Annotated in this window: 16 protein-coding genes; 12 read left to right on the forward strand and 4 right to left on the reverse strand. The window is 69.8% G+C overall.

From position 1 onward, the window contains the following. The first annotated feature begins 100 nt into the window (after positions 1–100). From NB3_RS04590 to NB3_RS04620, 7 genes are all read left to right on the forward strand, one after another. A complete protein-coding gene (locus NB3_RS04590) occupies positions 101–373 on the forward strand; it encodes a GlsB/YeaQ/YmgE family stress response membrane protein (protein WP_067797011.1) in 273 nt (90 codons plus the stop codon). Positions 374–474: 101 nt separating this feature from the next. Beyond that, positions 475–1,203 (forward strand): phosphatidylserine decarboxylase, encoded by a 729-nt coding sequence (locus NB3_RS04595; RefSeq protein WP_067797014.1) that lies wholly within the window; start codon positions 475–477, stop codon positions 1,201–1,203. Next, a complete protein-coding gene (locus NB3_RS04600) occupies positions 1,203–2,132 on the forward strand; it encodes a CDP-alcohol phosphatidyltransferase family protein (protein WP_067797018.1) in 930 nt (309 codons plus the stop codon). The genes NB3_RS04595 and NB3_RS04600 overlap by 1 nt, the downstream gene beginning before the upstream one ends. A gap of 124 nt (positions 2,133–2,256) precedes the next feature. Continuing rightward, positions 2,257–3,186 carry an RNA polymerase sigma-70 factor gene (locus NB3_RS04605; protein WP_067797021.1) on the forward strand — a complete coding sequence of 310 codons (930 nt, stop codon included), beginning with the start codon at positions 2,257–2,259 and terminating at the stop codon, positions 3,184–3,186. Positions 3,187–3,267: 81 nt separating this feature from the next. Then, positions 3,268–4,356: an NAD(P)/FAD-dependent oxidoreductase gene (locus tag NB3_RS04610; protein ID WP_067797024.1), complete on the forward strand. Its 1,089-nt coding sequence runs from the start codon at positions 3,268–3,270 to the stop codon at positions 4,354–4,356. Positions 4,357–4,411: 55 nt separating this feature from the next. Then, positions 4,412–5,137 (forward strand): Clp protease N-terminal domain-containing protein, encoded by a 726-nt coding sequence (locus NB3_RS04615; protein ID WP_067797027.1) that lies wholly within the window; start codon positions 4,412–4,414, stop codon positions 5,135–5,137. 5 nt (positions 5,138–5,142) lie between these two features. Then, complete coding sequence (locus tag NB3_RS04620; RefSeq protein WP_067797030.1) at positions 5,143–5,370, forward strand: hypothetical protein; 228 nt, start codon at positions 5,143–5,145, stop codon at positions 5,368–5,370. On the opposite strand, the gene NB3_RS04625 is transcribed toward NB3_RS04620, so the two are convergent. Together NB3_RS04625 and NB3_RS04630 are read right to left on the reverse strand one after the other, a co-directional pair. Further along, the gene (locus NB3_RS04625; RefSeq protein WP_067797033.1) at positions 5,371–6,045 is read right to left on the reverse strand and encodes a suppressor of fused domain protein; all 675 of its coding nucleotides are present in this window, start codon (positions 6,043–6,045) and stop codon (positions 5,371–5,373) included. It abuts the gene before it with no gap. Positions 6,046–6,104: 59 nt separating this feature from the next. Continuing rightward, complete coding sequence (locus NB3_RS04630; protein ID WP_084485776.1) at positions 6,105–8,162, reverse strand: NAD(+) synthase; 2,058 nt, start codon at positions 8,160–8,162, stop codon at positions 6,105–6,107. Positions 8,163–8,423: 261 nt separating this feature from the next. On the opposite strand from NB3_RS04630, the gene NB3_RS04635 reads away from it, so the two are divergent. Further along, entirely contained in the window at positions 8,424–8,642 is a 219-nt protein-coding gene (locus tag NB3_RS04635) for a hypothetical protein (RefSeq protein ID WP_244891767.1), read from the forward strand. 212 nt (positions 8,643–8,854) lie between these two features. Then, positions 8,855–10,480: a chaperonin GroEL gene (gene groL, locus NB3_RS04640; protein WP_067797337.1), complete on the forward strand. Its 1,626-nt coding sequence runs from the start codon at positions 8,855–8,857 to the stop codon at positions 10,478–10,480. A gap of 76 nt (positions 10,481–10,556) precedes the next feature. On the opposite strand, the gene NB3_RS04645 is transcribed toward groL, so the two are convergent. Then, entirely contained in the window at positions 10,557–11,555 is a 999-nt protein-coding gene (locus tag NB3_RS04645; RefSeq protein WP_067797039.1) for an SMP-30/gluconolactonase/LRE family protein, read from the reverse strand. A 122-nt stretch (positions 11,556–11,677) separates the two neighbouring features. On the opposite strand from NB3_RS04645, the gene NB3_RS04650 reads away from it, so the two are divergent. After that, positions 11,678–12,130: a MarR family winged helix-turn-helix transcriptional regulator gene (locus tag NB3_RS04650; protein WP_228828135.1), complete on the forward strand. Its 453-nt coding sequence runs from the start codon at positions 11,678–11,680 to the stop codon at positions 12,128–12,130. Between the two features lie 340 nt (positions 12,131–12,470). On the opposite strand, the gene NB3_RS04655 is transcribed toward NB3_RS04650, so the two are convergent. Then, complete coding sequence (locus NB3_RS04655) at positions 12,471–13,649, reverse strand: MFS transporter (protein ID WP_067797042.1); 1,179 nt, start codon at positions 13,647–13,649, stop codon at positions 12,471–12,473. Between the two features lie 28 nt (positions 13,650–13,677). Here NB3_RS04655 and NB3_RS04660 point away from each other — a divergent pair, with 28 nt between their 5' ends. Continuing rightward, entirely contained in the window at positions 13,678–14,016 is a 339-nt protein-coding gene (locus tag NB3_RS04660; protein ID WP_228828134.1) for an ArsR/SmtB family transcription factor, read from the forward strand. 60 nt (positions 14,017–14,076) lie between these two features. After that, positions 14,077–14,901 carry an HAD-IIA family hydrolase gene (locus tag NB3_RS04665; RefSeq protein WP_067797045.1) on the forward strand — a complete coding sequence of 275 codons (825 nt, stop codon included), beginning with the start codon at positions 14,077–14,079 and terminating at the stop codon, positions 14,899–14,901. Positions 14,902–14,938 lie beyond the last annotated feature (37 nt).

Raw genomic sequence — 14,938 nt, forward strand, 5'->3', positions numbered from 1 at the left:
GTCGCTCATCTGCCGCGCGTATTCCGACAATCCGTGGGTATCTCGACTCAGCGACGCCACTGCTGCACGAAGGCGTGGCCCAACTGAATGCGAGGACACCATGCTCGGTCTCGGGATTATCGGATGGATCATCATCGGCGGTCTTGCCGGATGGATCGCGAGCAAGCTCATGAAGACGGACGCCCAACAGGGCATCCTGCTCAATATCGTCGTCGGGGTGATCGGCGGCCTGCTCGGTGGGTTCCTGTTGAAGCTGCTCGGAGTCGACGTCGAAGGCGGCGGCCTCTGGTTCAGCTTCTTCACCTGCCTCGGTGGCGCGGTCATCCTGTTGTTCCTGGTTCGACTGGTCACCGGCGCCCGAGTCAGGTCCTGACACCGCGTGCCACAGGCTCCTTTCCCGTAAGGTGTGAACGCTTGCGCCCGGCCTATCGTTGAGGGCGCAAACCGTCTGCATCGAGCACGAAAGAGGAGCCTGTGGCCCGCCGTCCCACCCCGCCCGGCACGCCTGAACGCACCGGAGTCGGCCACGTCGCCGATCTGGTTCGCAACGCGATCCCTCCGTTGCATCCCGCCGGGCTTCCGTTCGTCGCCGCACCGCTCGCGGTCGCCGTAGTCGGCGGCAAGCGCAAATGGGTGCGGCGCACCGGATTGTTCGCCGCGGCAGCCTGCGCGACCTTCTTCCGTCATCCGCATCGTGTGCCGCCGAACCGCCCAGGTGTCGTGGTCGCCCCCGCCGACGGCGAGATCGCCTTGGTCGACACCGCGGCCCCGCCCGCGGAACTCGGTCTCGGCGACGCGCCGCTGCCCCGGGTCAGCATCTTCCTGTCCGTGCTCGACGTGCACGTGCAGCGCACGCCGGTCTCCGGCGTCGTGCGCTCGGTGCTGCACCAGCCCGGCCAGTTCCGCTCCGCCGACCTGCCCGAGGCGAGTTCGGTGAACGAGCGCAACAGCATGGTGCTGGAGACGCCGGAGGGCGACCAGCTCGTCGTGGTGCAGATCGCCGGGTTGCTCGCGCGCCGCATCGTCTGCGACGCCCAGGTCGGCGACGTGCTGACCATCGCGGACACCTACGGCCTGATCCGCTTCGGCTCGCGGGTCGACACCTACTTCCCTCCGGGCACCGAACTGCTCGTGCAGCCCGGCCAGCGCACCATCGGCGGTGAGACCGTGCTCGCCGTGCTCGGCACATCCGCCGACGCGTGATGGAAGCGGCGGTATCCACTCAGCGGCGCAGGCGGCGCAGCGTCCGCCTGCTGCCGAGCATCGTCACCATCCTGGCGCTGTGCGCCGGACTGTCGGCGGTGAAGTTCGGCCTCGACGGCAAGCTCGGTATCGCGCTGGCCATGATCGGCGCGGCGGCCGTGCTCGACACCCTGGACGGCAGGCTGGCCAGGATGCTGGACGCGACCACGAAGATGGGCGCCGAGCTGGACTCCCTGTCGGACGCCATCTCCTTCGGCGTCGCCCCCGCGCTCGTGCTGTATGTGACGCTGCTCAGCAGCAACAGCGTCGGCTGGATCGTCGCGCTGCTGTTCGCGGTCAGCATCGTGCTGCGCCTGGCCCGGTTCAACACCCTGATGGACGACGACAACCGGCCGGATTGGGCCCGGGAGTACTTCGTCGGTGTGCCCGCCCCCGCCGGCGCGCTCATCGCGGTGGTGCCGGTGGCCCTGTACGTGCAGTTCGGCGACGGCTGGTGGGTCGGCTTCTACGAGGTGGCCGCGTGGACGGTGTTCGCGGCCGCGCTGTGCGTCAGCACCATCCCGACACTGGCCATGAAATCGGTGTCGGTGGCGCCGCAGGCCGCCGCCGGGCTGCTGGTGCTGGTCGCGCTCGCCGCGGCGGCGCTGGTCACCTATCCGATCGTGCTGCTGCTGGTGCTGGTCGCGTTGTATCTGGGCCACATCCCGTTCGCCTGGCATTCCCAGCGCTGGGTGGCCGCGCGGCCGGAAACCTGGACGCACAAACCGGCGGAGCGGCGTGCGCAACGACGCGCGGACCGTCGGCTGCCCGCCATCCGCCGCCCGGCCATACCGCGTCCGGCGATCCGCGGTTCGGCGCGGCTGCGGCTGCGCCGACCTGGGGCGAAGCAACGCCAGAACGGTAGTCGGCCACCGGGCGCCGAGTTCTAGCGGCGGCGGCGAGCCCTTCTCGGCTTCCACGCCGTGTCGCGCGGCCGACGGCACCGGCACCCTCACCCGGGCCGTGCGGAGCGGTACGGTCGTATCCGTCGGCCGGGGTGGAGGAGGGCGTCAGATGGAGCCGTCCGCGTTGCGGGAGTTCGAGGGGCATCGCCCGCGGCTGTTCGCGCTCGCCTATCGGATGCTCGGCTCGGCTGGTGAGGCCGAGGACGCGGTGCAGGAGACCTACCTGCGCTGGGACGGCGCCGATCGTCGCGATATCCGTTCCGCCGAGGCCTGGTTGACCACCGCGCTGGTGAATCTGTGCCGCACCTGGCTGGTTTCGGCGCGGGCCCGGCGGGAGAGCTACGTCGGGCCGTGGCTGCCCGAGCCGGTGCCGACCGCGCGCGGCGAGCTGGGCCCGCTGGAGACCGTCGAGGAGCGCGAACAGGTCTCCCTCGCGCTGCTGACCGCGCTGGAGCGGCTGACCCCGATCGAGCGCGCCGTGTTCGTGCTGCGCGAGGCCTTCGGCTACGCGCACCGTGAGATCGCCGACATGCTCGACATCACCGAGACGAACTCGCAGCAGATCTTCCGCCGGGCCGGCCTGCGCGTGCGCGAAGACCGCACCCGCTTCGGCACCACGCCCGCTCATGCCCGCGAGCTGGTCGAGCGATTCCTGAAGGCGGCGCGCGACGGCGACGTGGCCGCGCTGGAGCGGATGCTCGCCGCGGACGTCAGCGCGACAGCCGACGGCGGCGGCAAGGTCAACGCGGCGCGGCGCCCTATCCACGGCGCGAATCAGGTGGCGCGGTACCTCGTGGGCCTGCTGCGCTGGGAGGTGCCTGGCATGCTGCTGGTGGTGGAGGAGGTCAACGGCGCGCCCGCCGCGGTCGCGCGGGTGGACGGCGCGCCGCTGCTGGTCGGCGGGATCGATGTGGCCGACGGCGTGGTCACCGCGCTGCGGTTGATCGTGAATCCCGACAAGCTGGCCTATCTCGCGGGCGCGAGCGGCTCCGATGGCGCGGTGGGCACGGTGCCGGAGCGGGTCCGCCGTCCGTTGTGACGCGCTTCACGGCGCCGGTCTGTCAGGAAACGGGGGCCTGTCCGGTCTGAGGGGTGATGGCCGATCGAAAGGAGCCTCGACATGACCGGACAGCATCGGATCGTCGTTCTCGGCGCGGGGTACGCGGGACTGGCGGCGGCCCGCAGGCTCGCCCGCACGGCGCGGGACGCGCGGATCACCGTCGTGGACGCGCACGCTTCGTTCGTCGAGCGGGTACGACTGCATCAGCAGGCGGCCGGGCAGCGGATCGCGGCATGGGATCTGCGGGAAACTCTGGAGGCCAAGGGCATCGGCTTCGTGCAGGCCTTGGCGACGGAGATCGATACGGTCGCGCGGCGGGTGGTGCTCGACGCGGCGCCCGCCCTCGAGTACGACACCTTGATCTACGCGCTCGGCAGCGTCGCCGATCGGGAGAGCGTTCCTGGGGTCGCCGAACACGCCTATTCGGTCGCCACTCAGGAAGACGTGCGCGGCTCGGCGCCTGCGGGCGGGCCGGTGGCGATCGTCGGCGCCGGGGCGACCGGCATCGAGCTGGCGGCGGAACTGGCCGAATCGCATCCGGAGTCCAGGGTGCTGTTGCTCGGGTCGGAGGAGCCGGGCGCGTGGCTGTCGGCGCGGGCGCGGGCGCACATCACGCGGACACTGGAGCGTCTCGGAGTCGAGATCCGGTCCGGCGTCAAGGTGATCGAAGTGACGCCGGAAGGGCCGCGCCTGGCCGACGGCTCGCTGGTCGAGGCCGCGGCGACGGTGTGGACGACGGGCTTCCGGGTTCCCGGCCTCGCCGCGGGCTCGGGGCTGGCGGTGGATTCCGACGGCCGCGTGCTGACCGACGCCACCTTGCGTTCGGTGTCGCACCCGGACATCTTCGCCGCGGGCGACGCCGCCGTGGTCGCGGGGCCGGGCGGGCGTGAGCTGCGCATGGCGTGTGCCACGGCGCTGCCGACGGGCAAGCACGCTGCGGACGCCGCCGTCGCCAGGATGCGCGGTCGCGAGCCGGGTGAGCTGCGGTTCCGCTATGTGCTCCAGTGCATCAGCCTGGGCCGGAAGGACGGGGTCGTCCAAGCCGTGCACGCCGACGACGCCCCCGCTCGCACGGTGCTGACCGGCCGCACGGCCGCGTGGGTGAAGGAGCGCATCGTGCGCGGCGCGGCTTGGTCGGCGCGCCCCTGAATCAAATCGTCAACCAACGGTTGACGCACCGTTATCGTCAACCTATGGTTGACGCATGACCTCACAATTCCGCCTCGACGACCTGATCGAAGGCATCAAGAAGGCCCGCCCCGACAACGTGCTCGAGCAACTGTCCGACGCCGTCGTCGCGGCCAACCACCTCGGTGAAGTGGCCGATCACCTGATCGGCCACTTCGTGGACCAAGCCCGCCGCTCCGGCGCCTCCTGGACCGACATCGGCGCCAGCATGGGCGTCACCAAACAGGCCGCGCAGAAGCGGTTCGTGCCCAAGGTGCCCGAGCCGGACGCGGCGGCGGCCATGGACCCGAACGCGGGCTTCGCCCGTTTCACCACACGGGCGCGCGCGGTCGTGATGGCGGCGCAGGAGGCCGCGCGCACCGCGGGCAACCGGGAGATCGGCGTCGGGCACCTGGTGCTGGGGCTGCTCACCGAACCGCAAGGTCTCGCGGTGCGCGAACTCCTCGACCAAGGCGTCGCCGTCGAGGTCATCTCCGCCGCCGCCACCGCGTCCCTGCCGCCGGGCGAGGGAGATGTCCCCGCGCTGGTCCCCTTCGGCGCGGAGGCCAAGAAGGTTCTGGAACTCACCTTCCGCGAGGCGCTTCGGCTCGGGCACAACTACATCGGCACCGAGCACATCCTGCTGGCGCTGCTGGAGCAGGAGAACGGCGCCGGTCTGCTCAGCGATCTCGGCGTCGACAAGGCCGGCGCCGAAACGCATCTGGTCGAACTGCTCGCGTCCATCACGACCGAGAAGTCCTGATACCCGTGGGCGACGGGAAGTTCCGTGCGCGGACCGCGCTCGCCGTCGCGGCGCCGTTGCTGGTGATCGGCGCGGCCAGGCGAGCGAACGCCGCGCACGGCATCCGCAACGTCGTCAACGGGGTGCGTGGCGCGCACGCCGCGCGGGCACGCCATCGCCGGGCGCGGCGAGCCGGTATCCGCGGGCCGTACCGGGCCGCTCCGGTCGCGCACCACGCGACCCGAGCGGCATGATCACGCTCGTCCGGCCAGGCCTCCGCCCCATCGGGGCCAGCGGGCCTGCGGTTTCGGCTCGGGAACCAACGGCTCGCGGTGGATGTCGGTGACGTACAGAGGCAGTCGCGGTTCCAGCTCGGCCAGCAGTGCCAGGGCGCGTCCGCCCTGCGCCGCGCGATATTCGCGCATGGTCAGCCCGACGATCTGCAAGAACCGCACGCGACCGTGCCTGCTGTCGATGACGCCCAGCTCCGGATCGGTCACGAAGCAGACCGCCTGATTGGTGCAGTCGGCGTGGTCCGCCGCGATCGGTCCGTTCGTCTTGATGGTGTGGCCCGGTTCGAACCACTTGCCGGACTGGAAGACGTAACGAGCGAGGTTCTGCATGAAGTTCGCGGGCCACACGGGCGGTTCGGTGTCCTCGGGCCTGCGCGCCAAGCGGAAAGTGAACTCGAAGCCCCAGCCGGACTCCGCCGGGTTGTCCCATTCCTTCTCGTACAACTCGGTCATCCCGTAGCTGATGTAGTGCCAGTGCGGCACCGGGTCGGTGCGCGAGTAGGCGCTGATCCCGTCGAGCGGGTCGGACCCGCCCAGCGACCACGGATGGTCGCAGGCCCAGTGAAAGGGTTCGATGTCGCCGTACAGCGGCCGCAACGCATCGTCGATGGCATCCCAGCCGGGTTTCTCACTCACGCAGTCACCATAGGCAGGGGTGTGTCCGGCCCTGTCCGTGGCTCCGACGCCGCTACGGCTCAGGCATCCGGCACGTTGCGGGCGAGCTCGTCCAGCCAGGCCGCCGCGGACGCGTCGCTCGGCGCGCGCCAGTCGCCGCGCGGTGAGAGGGAGCCGCCGGAGCCGACCTTCGGCGCGTTCGGCAGCGTCGAGCGCTTGAACTGGCTGGTCTGCACGAACCGGCGCAGGAACTCGCCCAGCCAGTGCTTGATCGTGGCGAGGTCGTAGGCGTTGCGCTGGTCGGCGGGGATCAGATCGGGCCAGCGGCCGGTGGCGGGATCGGACCAGGCGTGCCTGGCCAGGTAGGCGACGCGGCTGGGCAGGTAGCCGAAGCGCAACAGGTAGTAGAGGTGGAAGTCCTGCAGTTCGTACGGGCCGACCGTGGCCTCGGAGCTCTGGGCGGGCGCGGAGGAGTCCTCGTTGGGGATCAGTTCGGGCGAGATCTCGGTGCGCAGGATCGATGACAGCGCCTCGTTCGCCTCTGCGCCGAACCGATCGGTGTCCACCGCCCAGGCGATCAGGTACTTGATCAGCGTCTTCGGCACCGACGCGTTCACGCTGTAGTGCGCCATGTGGTCGCCGACGCCGAACGTGCACCAGCCGAGCGCAAGCTCGCTGAGATCGCCGGTGCCCACCACCAGCGCGCCGTGCATATTGGCCAGCCGGAACAGGTGCGAGGTCCGCTCGCCCGCTTGCACGTTCTCGTAGGTGATGTCGTACACCGGCGCCCCGTCGGCGGCCGGATGGCCGAGGTCGCGCAGCATCTGCGTGGCCGAAGGGGTGATGTCGATCTCGCGCGCGGTGACGCCGAGGGCGGCCATCAAGCGGTGCGCGTCGGTTCTGGTCCTGGTGCTGGTCGCGAAGCCGGGCATGGTGTAGGCGAGCACATTGGAGCGTGGCAGGCCGAGCCGGTCCATCGTCTTGGCCGCCACGATCAGCGCCTGGGTGGAGTCCAAGCCGCCGGATACCCCGATCACCACGCGCTCCGCGCCGGTGGCGCGCAATCGGGTGCTCAAGCCCTCCACCTGGATGTGGTGCACTTCCGCGCAGCGCTCGTTGCGCAGCGCCGGGTCGGCGGGGACGTAGGGGAAGCGCTGGATCTCGCGTTCCAGCTCGACCGGATGCTCGGGAACGGGCAGCCGCACGTCGATGTGCCGCATCGCGGCCAGCCGGTCGCGGTGGTCGTGCACGTTGTCGGCGAAGCTGGTGGTGCGCAGCCGGTCCGCGGCGAGGCGGCGCAGGTCGAGGTCGGCGGTGACCAGCTGGGGATGATCCCTGAACCGCTCGCCCTCCGCGAGCAGGTCGCCGTTCTCGCAGATCAGCGCCTGCCCGTCCCAGGCGAGGTCGGTGGTCGACTCGCCGGTTCCCGCGGCGGAGTACAGGTACGCCGCGAGATAGCGCGCCGAATGCGAGGTGCACAGCGACCGCCGGTAATCCGCTTTGCCGATCACGATGTTGCTCGCGGACAGGTTGATCAGCACGGTGGCCCCGGCCAGCGCCGCGAACCCGCTCGGCGGCAACGGCACCCAGCCGTCCTCGCAGATCTCCAGGTGGAAGACGAAGTCGTGCAGATTGCTCGCGCGGAACAGCAGATCGGATCCGAACGGCGCCCGGTGCCCGGCGATGACGACGTGGTCATCCACCGCCTCGCGCGCCGCCGCGAACTGGCGCTTCTCGTAGAACTCCCGGTAGTTGGGCAGGTAGCTCTTCGGGGCGACCCCGAGCACGATGCCACGGCAGATCGCGATCGCGCAGTTGAACAACCGGTGGTGGGACCGCACCGGCGCGCCCACGACCAGCACCGTGTCGATGTCGGTGCTCGCCGCGACCAGCCTGGCCAGCGCCGCCTCCACGGCGGCGTCCAGCGCGTCCTGGTGGAACAGGTCGTCGGCGGTGTAGGAGGACAGGCCGAGCTCGGGGAACACCGTCAGCACCGCTCCTGCCGCCGCGGCCTGCGCGGCCAGCTCCACGGTCTGTTCCACGTTGTAGGCGGGGTCGGCCACCCGGAGCCGGGGCACCGCGACCGCCACCCGGGCGAAGCCGTGCCGGTAGAGCGAATCGAACGGCAGGTCGTCCACCCGCGTCCCCTTCCGGGATGAGGTTGATCATGGTTCACCCGGAATCTACGCCGTCCCGGCCGCCCCGGCGCGGTTCCGAGGTGCCCTTACGCCGGCGAGGGGTGCTCTGAACTGGGTCTATGCCGTTCCGGTCTGGTGGCGCGAATCGTCCGGCCGAAGAAGTGAACCGCTGACGGCTAAGCTATAGCAATGGCGGATGACACGGATTCCGACCTAATAGCGGGGGAACGGCGCGCAGATCTACTGCGCGCTCTTCCGTATGTGTCCACCGAGTCCCAGCCGGACGGCGGCACCGTGGTGAACGGCGACCTGCCGCCCGAGGTCGCCCCTCCGTTCATTCGCGCCATCATGCGGGTGGAGGCGGAGCTCCTGCTGCGCGACGCCGAGCTCGTCACCGAGGACGGCGAGCCGCGCACCCAGGAGGAACGCCGCAACGACGCGATCATCGCGTTGCTGTTCCGCTTCGACGACCGCCACTAGGACTGGCGGACCTTGCACTCGACACCCCTGAGTGCTAAAAATGCTTTTGGCACTCTCGACCTGTGAGTGCCAGGTCGGGACGGTGAGACCGGGTTCCCTAGACACCCTCGGTCGTCCGTCGCGGGCACCGAACCTGGCCAGCGTAACTGGGGCGACCCAACCAGCGGTCGTCCTGTGTGTCAGCCATACACATGGAGGATCTCAACAACGCCATGGCCAAGACAATTGCGTATGACGAAGAGGCCCGCCGCGGCCTCGAGCGGGGTCTGAACAGCCTCGCCGACGCGGTCAAGGTGACGCTGGGCCCCAAGGGTCGCAACGTTGTCCTGGAGAAGAAGTGGGGCGCCCCCACGATCACCAACGATGGTGTGTCCATCGCCAAGGAGATCGAGCTGGAGGACCCGTACGAGAAGATCGGCGCCGAGCTGGTCAAGGAAGTCGCCAAGAAGACCGACGACGTCGCAGGCGACGGCACCACCACCGCGACCGTGCTCGCCCAGGCGCTGGTGCGCGAGGGTCTGCGCAACGTCGCGGCCGGGGCGAACCCGCTGGGCCTGAAGCGCGGCATCGAGAAGGCCGTCGAGGCTGTCACCGCCAAGCTGCTCGACACCGCCAAGGAGGTCGAGACCAAGGAGCAGATCGCCGCCACCGCCGGTATCTCGGCGGGCGACGCGTCCATCGGTGAGCTGATCGCCGAGGCCATGGACAAGGTCGGCAAGGAAGGCGTCATCACCGTCGAGGAGAGCAACACCTTCGGTCTCCAGCTGGAGCTCACCGAGGGCATGCGCTTCGACAAGGGCTACATCTCCGGCTACTTCGTCACCGACCCGGAGCGTCAGGAAGCGGTCCTCGAGGACCCGTACATCCTGCTGGTCGGCTCGAAGGTCTCCACCGTCAAGGACCTGCTGCCGCTGCTGGAGAAGGTCATCCAGGCCGGCAAGCCGCTGCTGATCATCGCCGAGGACGTCGAGGGCGAGGCCCTGTCCACCCTGGTGGTCAACAAGATCCGCGGCACCTTCAAGTCGGTCGCCGTGAAGGCCCCCGGCTTCGGTGACCGCCGCAAGGCGCAGCTGGCCGACATCGCCATCCTGACCGGTGGCGAGGTCATCAGCGAAGAGGTCGGCCTCTCGCTGGAGAACGCCGGCGTCGAGCTGCTCGGCCAGGCGCGCAAGGTCGTCGTCACCAAGGACGAGACCACCATCGTCGAGGGCGCGGGCGACGCGGAGGCCATCAAGGGCCGGGTCGCGCAGATCCGCACCGAGATCGAGAACTCCGACTCGGACTACGACCGGGAGAAGCTGCAGGAGCGGCTGGCCAAGCTGGCCGGCGGCGTCGCGGTGATCAAGGCGGGCGCGGCCACCGAGGTCGAGCTCAAGGAGCGCAAGCACCGCATCGAGGACGCCGTCCGCAACGCGAAGGCGGCCGTCGAGGAGGGCATCGTCGCCGGTGGTGGCGTGGCCCTGCTGCAGTCGGCTCCGGCGCTGGACGAGCTGAAGCTCACCGGTGACGAGGCCACCGGCGCGAACATCGTGAAGGTCGCGCTGTCGGCTCCGCTGAAGCAGATCGCGTTCAACGCGGGCCTCGAGCCCGGCGTGGTCGCCGAGAAGGTCGCCAACCTGCCCGCGGGTCACGGCCTGAACGCCGACTCGGGCGAGTACGAGGACCTGCTGTCCGCCGGTGTCGCCGACCCGGTCAAGGTCACCCGTTCGGCGCTGCAGAACGCGGCCTCGATCGCGGCTCTGTTCCTGACCACGGAGGCCGTCGTCGCCGACAAGCCGGAGAAGGCCGCGGCTCCCGCCGGCGACCCGACCGGTGGCATGGGCGGCATGGACTTCTGAGTCCGGTCCCCGCGCAACATATTTCGACCCGGAAGCCGGTCCACCGCGAGGTGGGCCGGCTTCCGGCGTTCCGGCGTCAGATTCCGTCCAGCGTGACGACGGTGAACGGCGTCTTCGGTGTGCCGGGTGCCATCGGACCGCCCTTGTCGAACTGGGAGGAGACGATCAGGGTTCGGTCACCGGTGCGGACCAGGGTGGTGGGGATGGCGAGGGCTTCGTCGGTGCGCTGCTGCGCGAGCGTCGCCGTGGCGCCGTCGTCGGAGAGCGTCCAGCGGCTGATGGTGTTGGTCGTGTTGTGCGCGGCCCACAGGGTGTTGTCGCGCAGTTCCAGTCCGTCGCCTTGACGCAGGTCGCCGCCGCGCAAGGCCACTTTGCGGATCGGATTCGGGTCCGGAGTCAACGCGATGCGGTACAGGTCGCCACGGGGCATGTCGACCGTCAGCAGATAGCGGCCCGCCGGGTCGGCGACGATGCCGTTGAGGCTGAAGCCGCCCGGTTCGATCGGCGGCAGCACGGAGCGCAGGTCGAACTGCGGGGTCAGTTCGGCGCGCCCGCCTTGTGCTCTGGCGGCGGCCAGTTGGTCGGGCGTCACGCGATAGACGACCGCCCGTGTGCTGTCGGTCAGATACGCCGTGCCATCCGGGGTGATGGCGAGATCGTTCACGAAGCGGGCGTCGCTACCGGGCACGGTGAAATCCGCGAGCAGGGCGCGGGACGCGATGTCGTAGACCGCGACGCCGGTGGTCGAGTCGGTCACCCACAGCCGTCCGGCGGCATCGACTTTCAAGCCGTTGGCGGTCTTGTGGTTGTTGGCGCCTTCGGGCAGGAAGACCTCGGCTCGGTGCGCGTCCGGCGTCGCGCGGTAGACGGCGCCGGTGGTGTAGGAGCCGACGTAGCTGTCTCCTGTTCGCGCGTCCACCGCGATGCCCTCGGGGTAGGCCCGGTCGCCGGGCAGCTCGTAGGCGGTGTGGACGGCGGTGCTCGGCGCGTCGCTCGTGCCGCAGGCGACGAGCGTGAGACACGCGCTGCCTGCGGCCAGGCTCGACAGCAGGCGGAGGGGCAGGGCGTGGGGCATCGGTTACCTCTTAGAGATCATTCAGTCAAATATGCTCACATCGAGCAACAGACACGAATCTAAGTTAGAACTCTAATGTCAGTCAAGGTTGGAATGGATGGACGTGCGGATACCATGCGCTTATGACGTCCATGCCCGCCGCCGAACGGATCGGCTCGTATCTGAAACGTGCCGAGCAGTCCCTCAACACGGCCAAGAACGCCGCGTTGAAACCGGCGGGCGTCACCGTGCCCCAGTACGCCGCGCTGCTGTTCCTCGCCGAGAACCCCGGTATCTCCGCCGCCGCCCTGGCCCGGCTCTGCGGCGTCACCCCGCCGTCGATGAACACCGTGCTGAGCAATCTGCAGGACCGCGGGCTCATCGAGCGCACCCCGCACCCGTGGCACAAGAACGTCCTGGAGACCACGTTGACCGACAAAGGCGCGGCGGTGATGCGCGACGCAGACGCCCGCGCCGTGCGCGTCGAACGCGCCCTGGCCGAGGAATTCACCGACGCCGAGCGAGCCACCTTGCAGGACTTGCTGACTCGCTGCGCCGACCGATTGGACTCGATCCGCCCCGGCCCTGCCGCTTAGCCACCGGAGGCGGGGCACCGTGGATCGGGTGCCCCGCCGATCCTGCGACGGGTTCACCGGTACGCGGTCGAACTTGGTGTGCAACCGAAGTGACGCGGATGAGCAGTGCCGCCCTTTCGCGAGTCCGGATCGATGACTTCGCTGATTCGCGCCCGTCTTGTCCCGTATCCGTTGACGACGTGCTGCCCCGAATGCGCTGCGACGCCGCGGTTACGACACCGTGTGTGAGCGCTGAAGGCGGTTGCGCGCCCTCGTAATCGACTCCCGATTTCCGCCGTATCGGCCGGAGCGGGGGAGTCCGCCAGCGGCGGGACCCGATGCCGCGCCGCCGGCGGATGGTTCATACCTGAGCCGGGGCCGGAGCCTTGGTGGCGGACGGAGCTTTCTGGAGCGCGAGAGCGAGGGCCAGTGTGGCGATGAGCGCCGAGGTCCACGGCAGCCACTGGCTGCCGGAGGAATCCAGCACGGTCCCACCGATGACCGACCCGATTCCCGCACCGAGGTAGATGGCCGACCCGTTCAGGCCGAGGGCGACGGTCGGCGCGTCATGGGCGATGGCGAACAGGCGATACTGCTGCGGAACCAGGACCGCCGAACCGAACAATCCGGTGATGGCGAGCGCCACGAACACCGCCCACGCGGCATGGATGGCCACGCCGAGCAATGTCAGGCCGACCAGCGCGCCCGCGAGGCCGACGGTCAGCGTGCGCAGCGGGCCGTAGCGGTCCACCGCGCGCCCGGCCTGCGCGTTCCCGATCACCTGGCCGATGCCCATGGCCAGCAACAGCCAGGCGAGCATGCTCTGCGGCACCGATGCCGCGACCACGACGGGTAGGTAGACGACGGTGGTGTAGACGGCGGTGATCTGGGTCGTCGTCACGATCAGCACCCGCAGCACCGGCGGCCGGGTCAGCACACCGATCCGGGCGCGCAGTCCCGTGCTCGGCAGCGTCACCCGGGGCAGCAGCAACACCAGCAATGCGGCGACGGCTCCGCCGACCGCGATGCCCCACAGCACGCCACGCCAGCCGATCCAGCGCTCGGCGAAGATGCCGATCGGCACGCCCGCGACGCTGGACAGCGTGATGCCCGCGGTCACGATCGACAGCGCCCGCCCCCGATGAGCGTCATCGGCGACGACGCCTGCGACGGCGAACGCGTTGGCCTGGAAGGCCGCTGCCCCGATCGCCGCCACGATGCGCGCCGCGGCCATGACCGCGAAGCTCTCCCCGGCCGCCTGTCCGATCATGCCGATCACGAAGAGCGCGGCGCCGCCGCCGAGGAGCACGCGGCGATCCCAGGAGCCCGTCGCCGCCGCGATCAGCGGTGCGGCGATGGCGTAGGTCCAGGCGAACATCGTGGTCAGCTGGCCTGCGGTGGACACGGAGACGTGCAGGTCGGCGGCGATCAGCGGAAGCAGCCCGCTGAGCACGAAGCCGTCGGTGCCGAGCACGAAAGTGCCTACGGCGAGCGGTAGTAGCGACCGGTAGAGATCATTCGATGGTTGTCGAAGCATCATAGGATGAGGGTCCGGTACAATTCGATGGTTGTCAAACGATCGGAGAATGGAGATGCGCGCGCTGCCGCAGCCGAGTACCGCCGACATCGATCTGGTCCGCGTGCTGAGCGCGCTCGCCGACCCGGTGCGGCTGGAACTGGTCCGCGCGCTCGCCGGCGAGCGCGAACCTCTGAGCTGCAATGTCCGCGAGTTCGACGTGGAGATCACGGCGGCCACCGCCTCGCACCACTGGAAGGTGTTGCGCGACGCGGGCATCACGACCACCTTCGTCTCCGGCCGCAACCGGCTGGTCGCGTTGCGGCGGGAGGATCTGGAGCAGCGCTTCCCCGGCCTGCTGGACGCGGTCATCGACGGCGCGCGGCGCTGAATCGACGGCGCGCGGCGCTGAGCGGGTGCCCCGCAGGCGAGCCGGCCGTACGCTGAAGCCATGCCTGACCGCGGCCGGATCCGAGGCGTGCTCTACGACATCGACGGCGTCCTGGTGACCTCCTGGCGGGAGATCGCGGGCGCCGCCGCCGCGGTGCGCCGGATCCGGGAAGGCGGGCTGCGCAGGGCATTTCTGACCAACACCACCTCGCGCACCTGCGCCGAGATCGCGGAACGCCTGTGCGACATCGGTATCGAGGTCGACCCCGTCGAGATCGTCACCGCCGCAAGGCTCACCGCGGAGTTCGTGCGCGAGCGTTACCCCGGCGCCGCCGTCTGGGTCCTGAACCACGGCGACATCGAGGCCGACCTCGCCGGTCTCCGGCTCGACGAGCGGCATCCGGACGTGGTCGTGATCGGCGGCGCCGGAGCGGAATTCACGCACGCGGCGCTGAGCCGGGTGGCGGAACTGATGCTGGACGGCGTGCCGGCCGTCGCCATGCACAGCGGTTTGACGTGGGCGACCTCGGACGGCCTGCGCATCGACGCGGGTGCGTATCTGCCCGGTTTGGAAGCGGCGGGCAACGCACGCGTCGAGGTGGTCGGCAAGCCGGCGGCTCCCGGCTTCCGGACCGCGGCGGCGCTGATGCGGCTCGACCCGGCGCAGGTCGTGATGATCGGTGACGATCTGTACTCGGATGTGCTCGCGGCGCAGGACGCCGGGCTGACCGGCGTCCTGGTGCGCACCGGGAAATTCCGGCCCGAAGTGCTGGCCTCGGCCGACCGCGCGCCCGACCACGTCATCGATTCCGTGGCCGATCTGCCGGAATTACTGGCCGGTTCGGCGGGAGCGGGCGAACCCGCCGTAACCGACGAATCGGAATGAAACAAAAAATTCTACAGATTCCCTCTAAAATTGCCCG

This window comes from Nocardia beijingensis NBRC 16342, from assembly GCF_001612785.1.
GTDB lineage: Bacteria > Actinomycetota > Actinomycetes > Mycobacteriales > Mycobacteriaceae > Nocardia > Nocardia beijingensis.

Bases quoted from the DNA above. Each gene is read 5' to 3' on its own strand.
- NB3_RS04610 (WP_067797024.1), top strand. From the start codon at position 3,268: ATGACCGGACAGCATCGGATCGTCGTTCTCGGCGCGGGGTACGCGGGA.
- NB3_RS04600 (WP_067797018.1), top strand. From the start codon at position 1,203: ATGGAAGCGGCGGTATCCACTCAGCGGCGCAGGCGGCGCAGCGTCCGC.
- NB3_RS04665 (WP_067797045.1), top strand. From the start codon at position 14,077: ATGCCTGACCGCGGCCGGATCCGAGGCGTGCTCTACGACATCGACGGC.
- NB3_RS04650 (WP_228828135.1), top strand. From the start codon at position 11,678: ATGACGTCCATGCCCGCCGCCGAACGGATCGGCTCGTATCTGAAACGT.
- NB3_RS04605 (WP_067797021.1), top strand. From the start codon at position 2,257: ATGGAGCCGTCCGCGTTGCGGGAGTTCGAGGGGCATCGCCCGCGGCTG.
- groL (WP_067797337.1), top strand. From the start codon at position 8,855: ATGGCCAAGACAATTGCGTATGACGAAGAGGCCCGCCGCGGCCTCGAG.
- NB3_RS04645 (WP_067797039.1), bottom strand. From the start codon at position 11,555: ATGCCCCACGCCCTGCCCCTCCGCCTGCTGTCGAGCCTGGCCGCAGGC.
- NB3_RS04615 (WP_067797027.1), top strand. From the start codon at position 4,412: ATGACCTCACAATTCCGCCTCGACGACCTGATCGAAGGCATCAAGAAG.
- NB3_RS04655 (WP_067797042.1), bottom strand. From the start codon at position 13,649: ATGATGCTTCGACAACCATCGAATGATCTCTACCGGTCGCTACTACCG.
- NB3_RS04590 (WP_067797011.1), top strand. From the start codon at position 101: ATGCTCGGTCTCGGGATTATCGGATGGATCATCATCGGCGGTCTTGCC.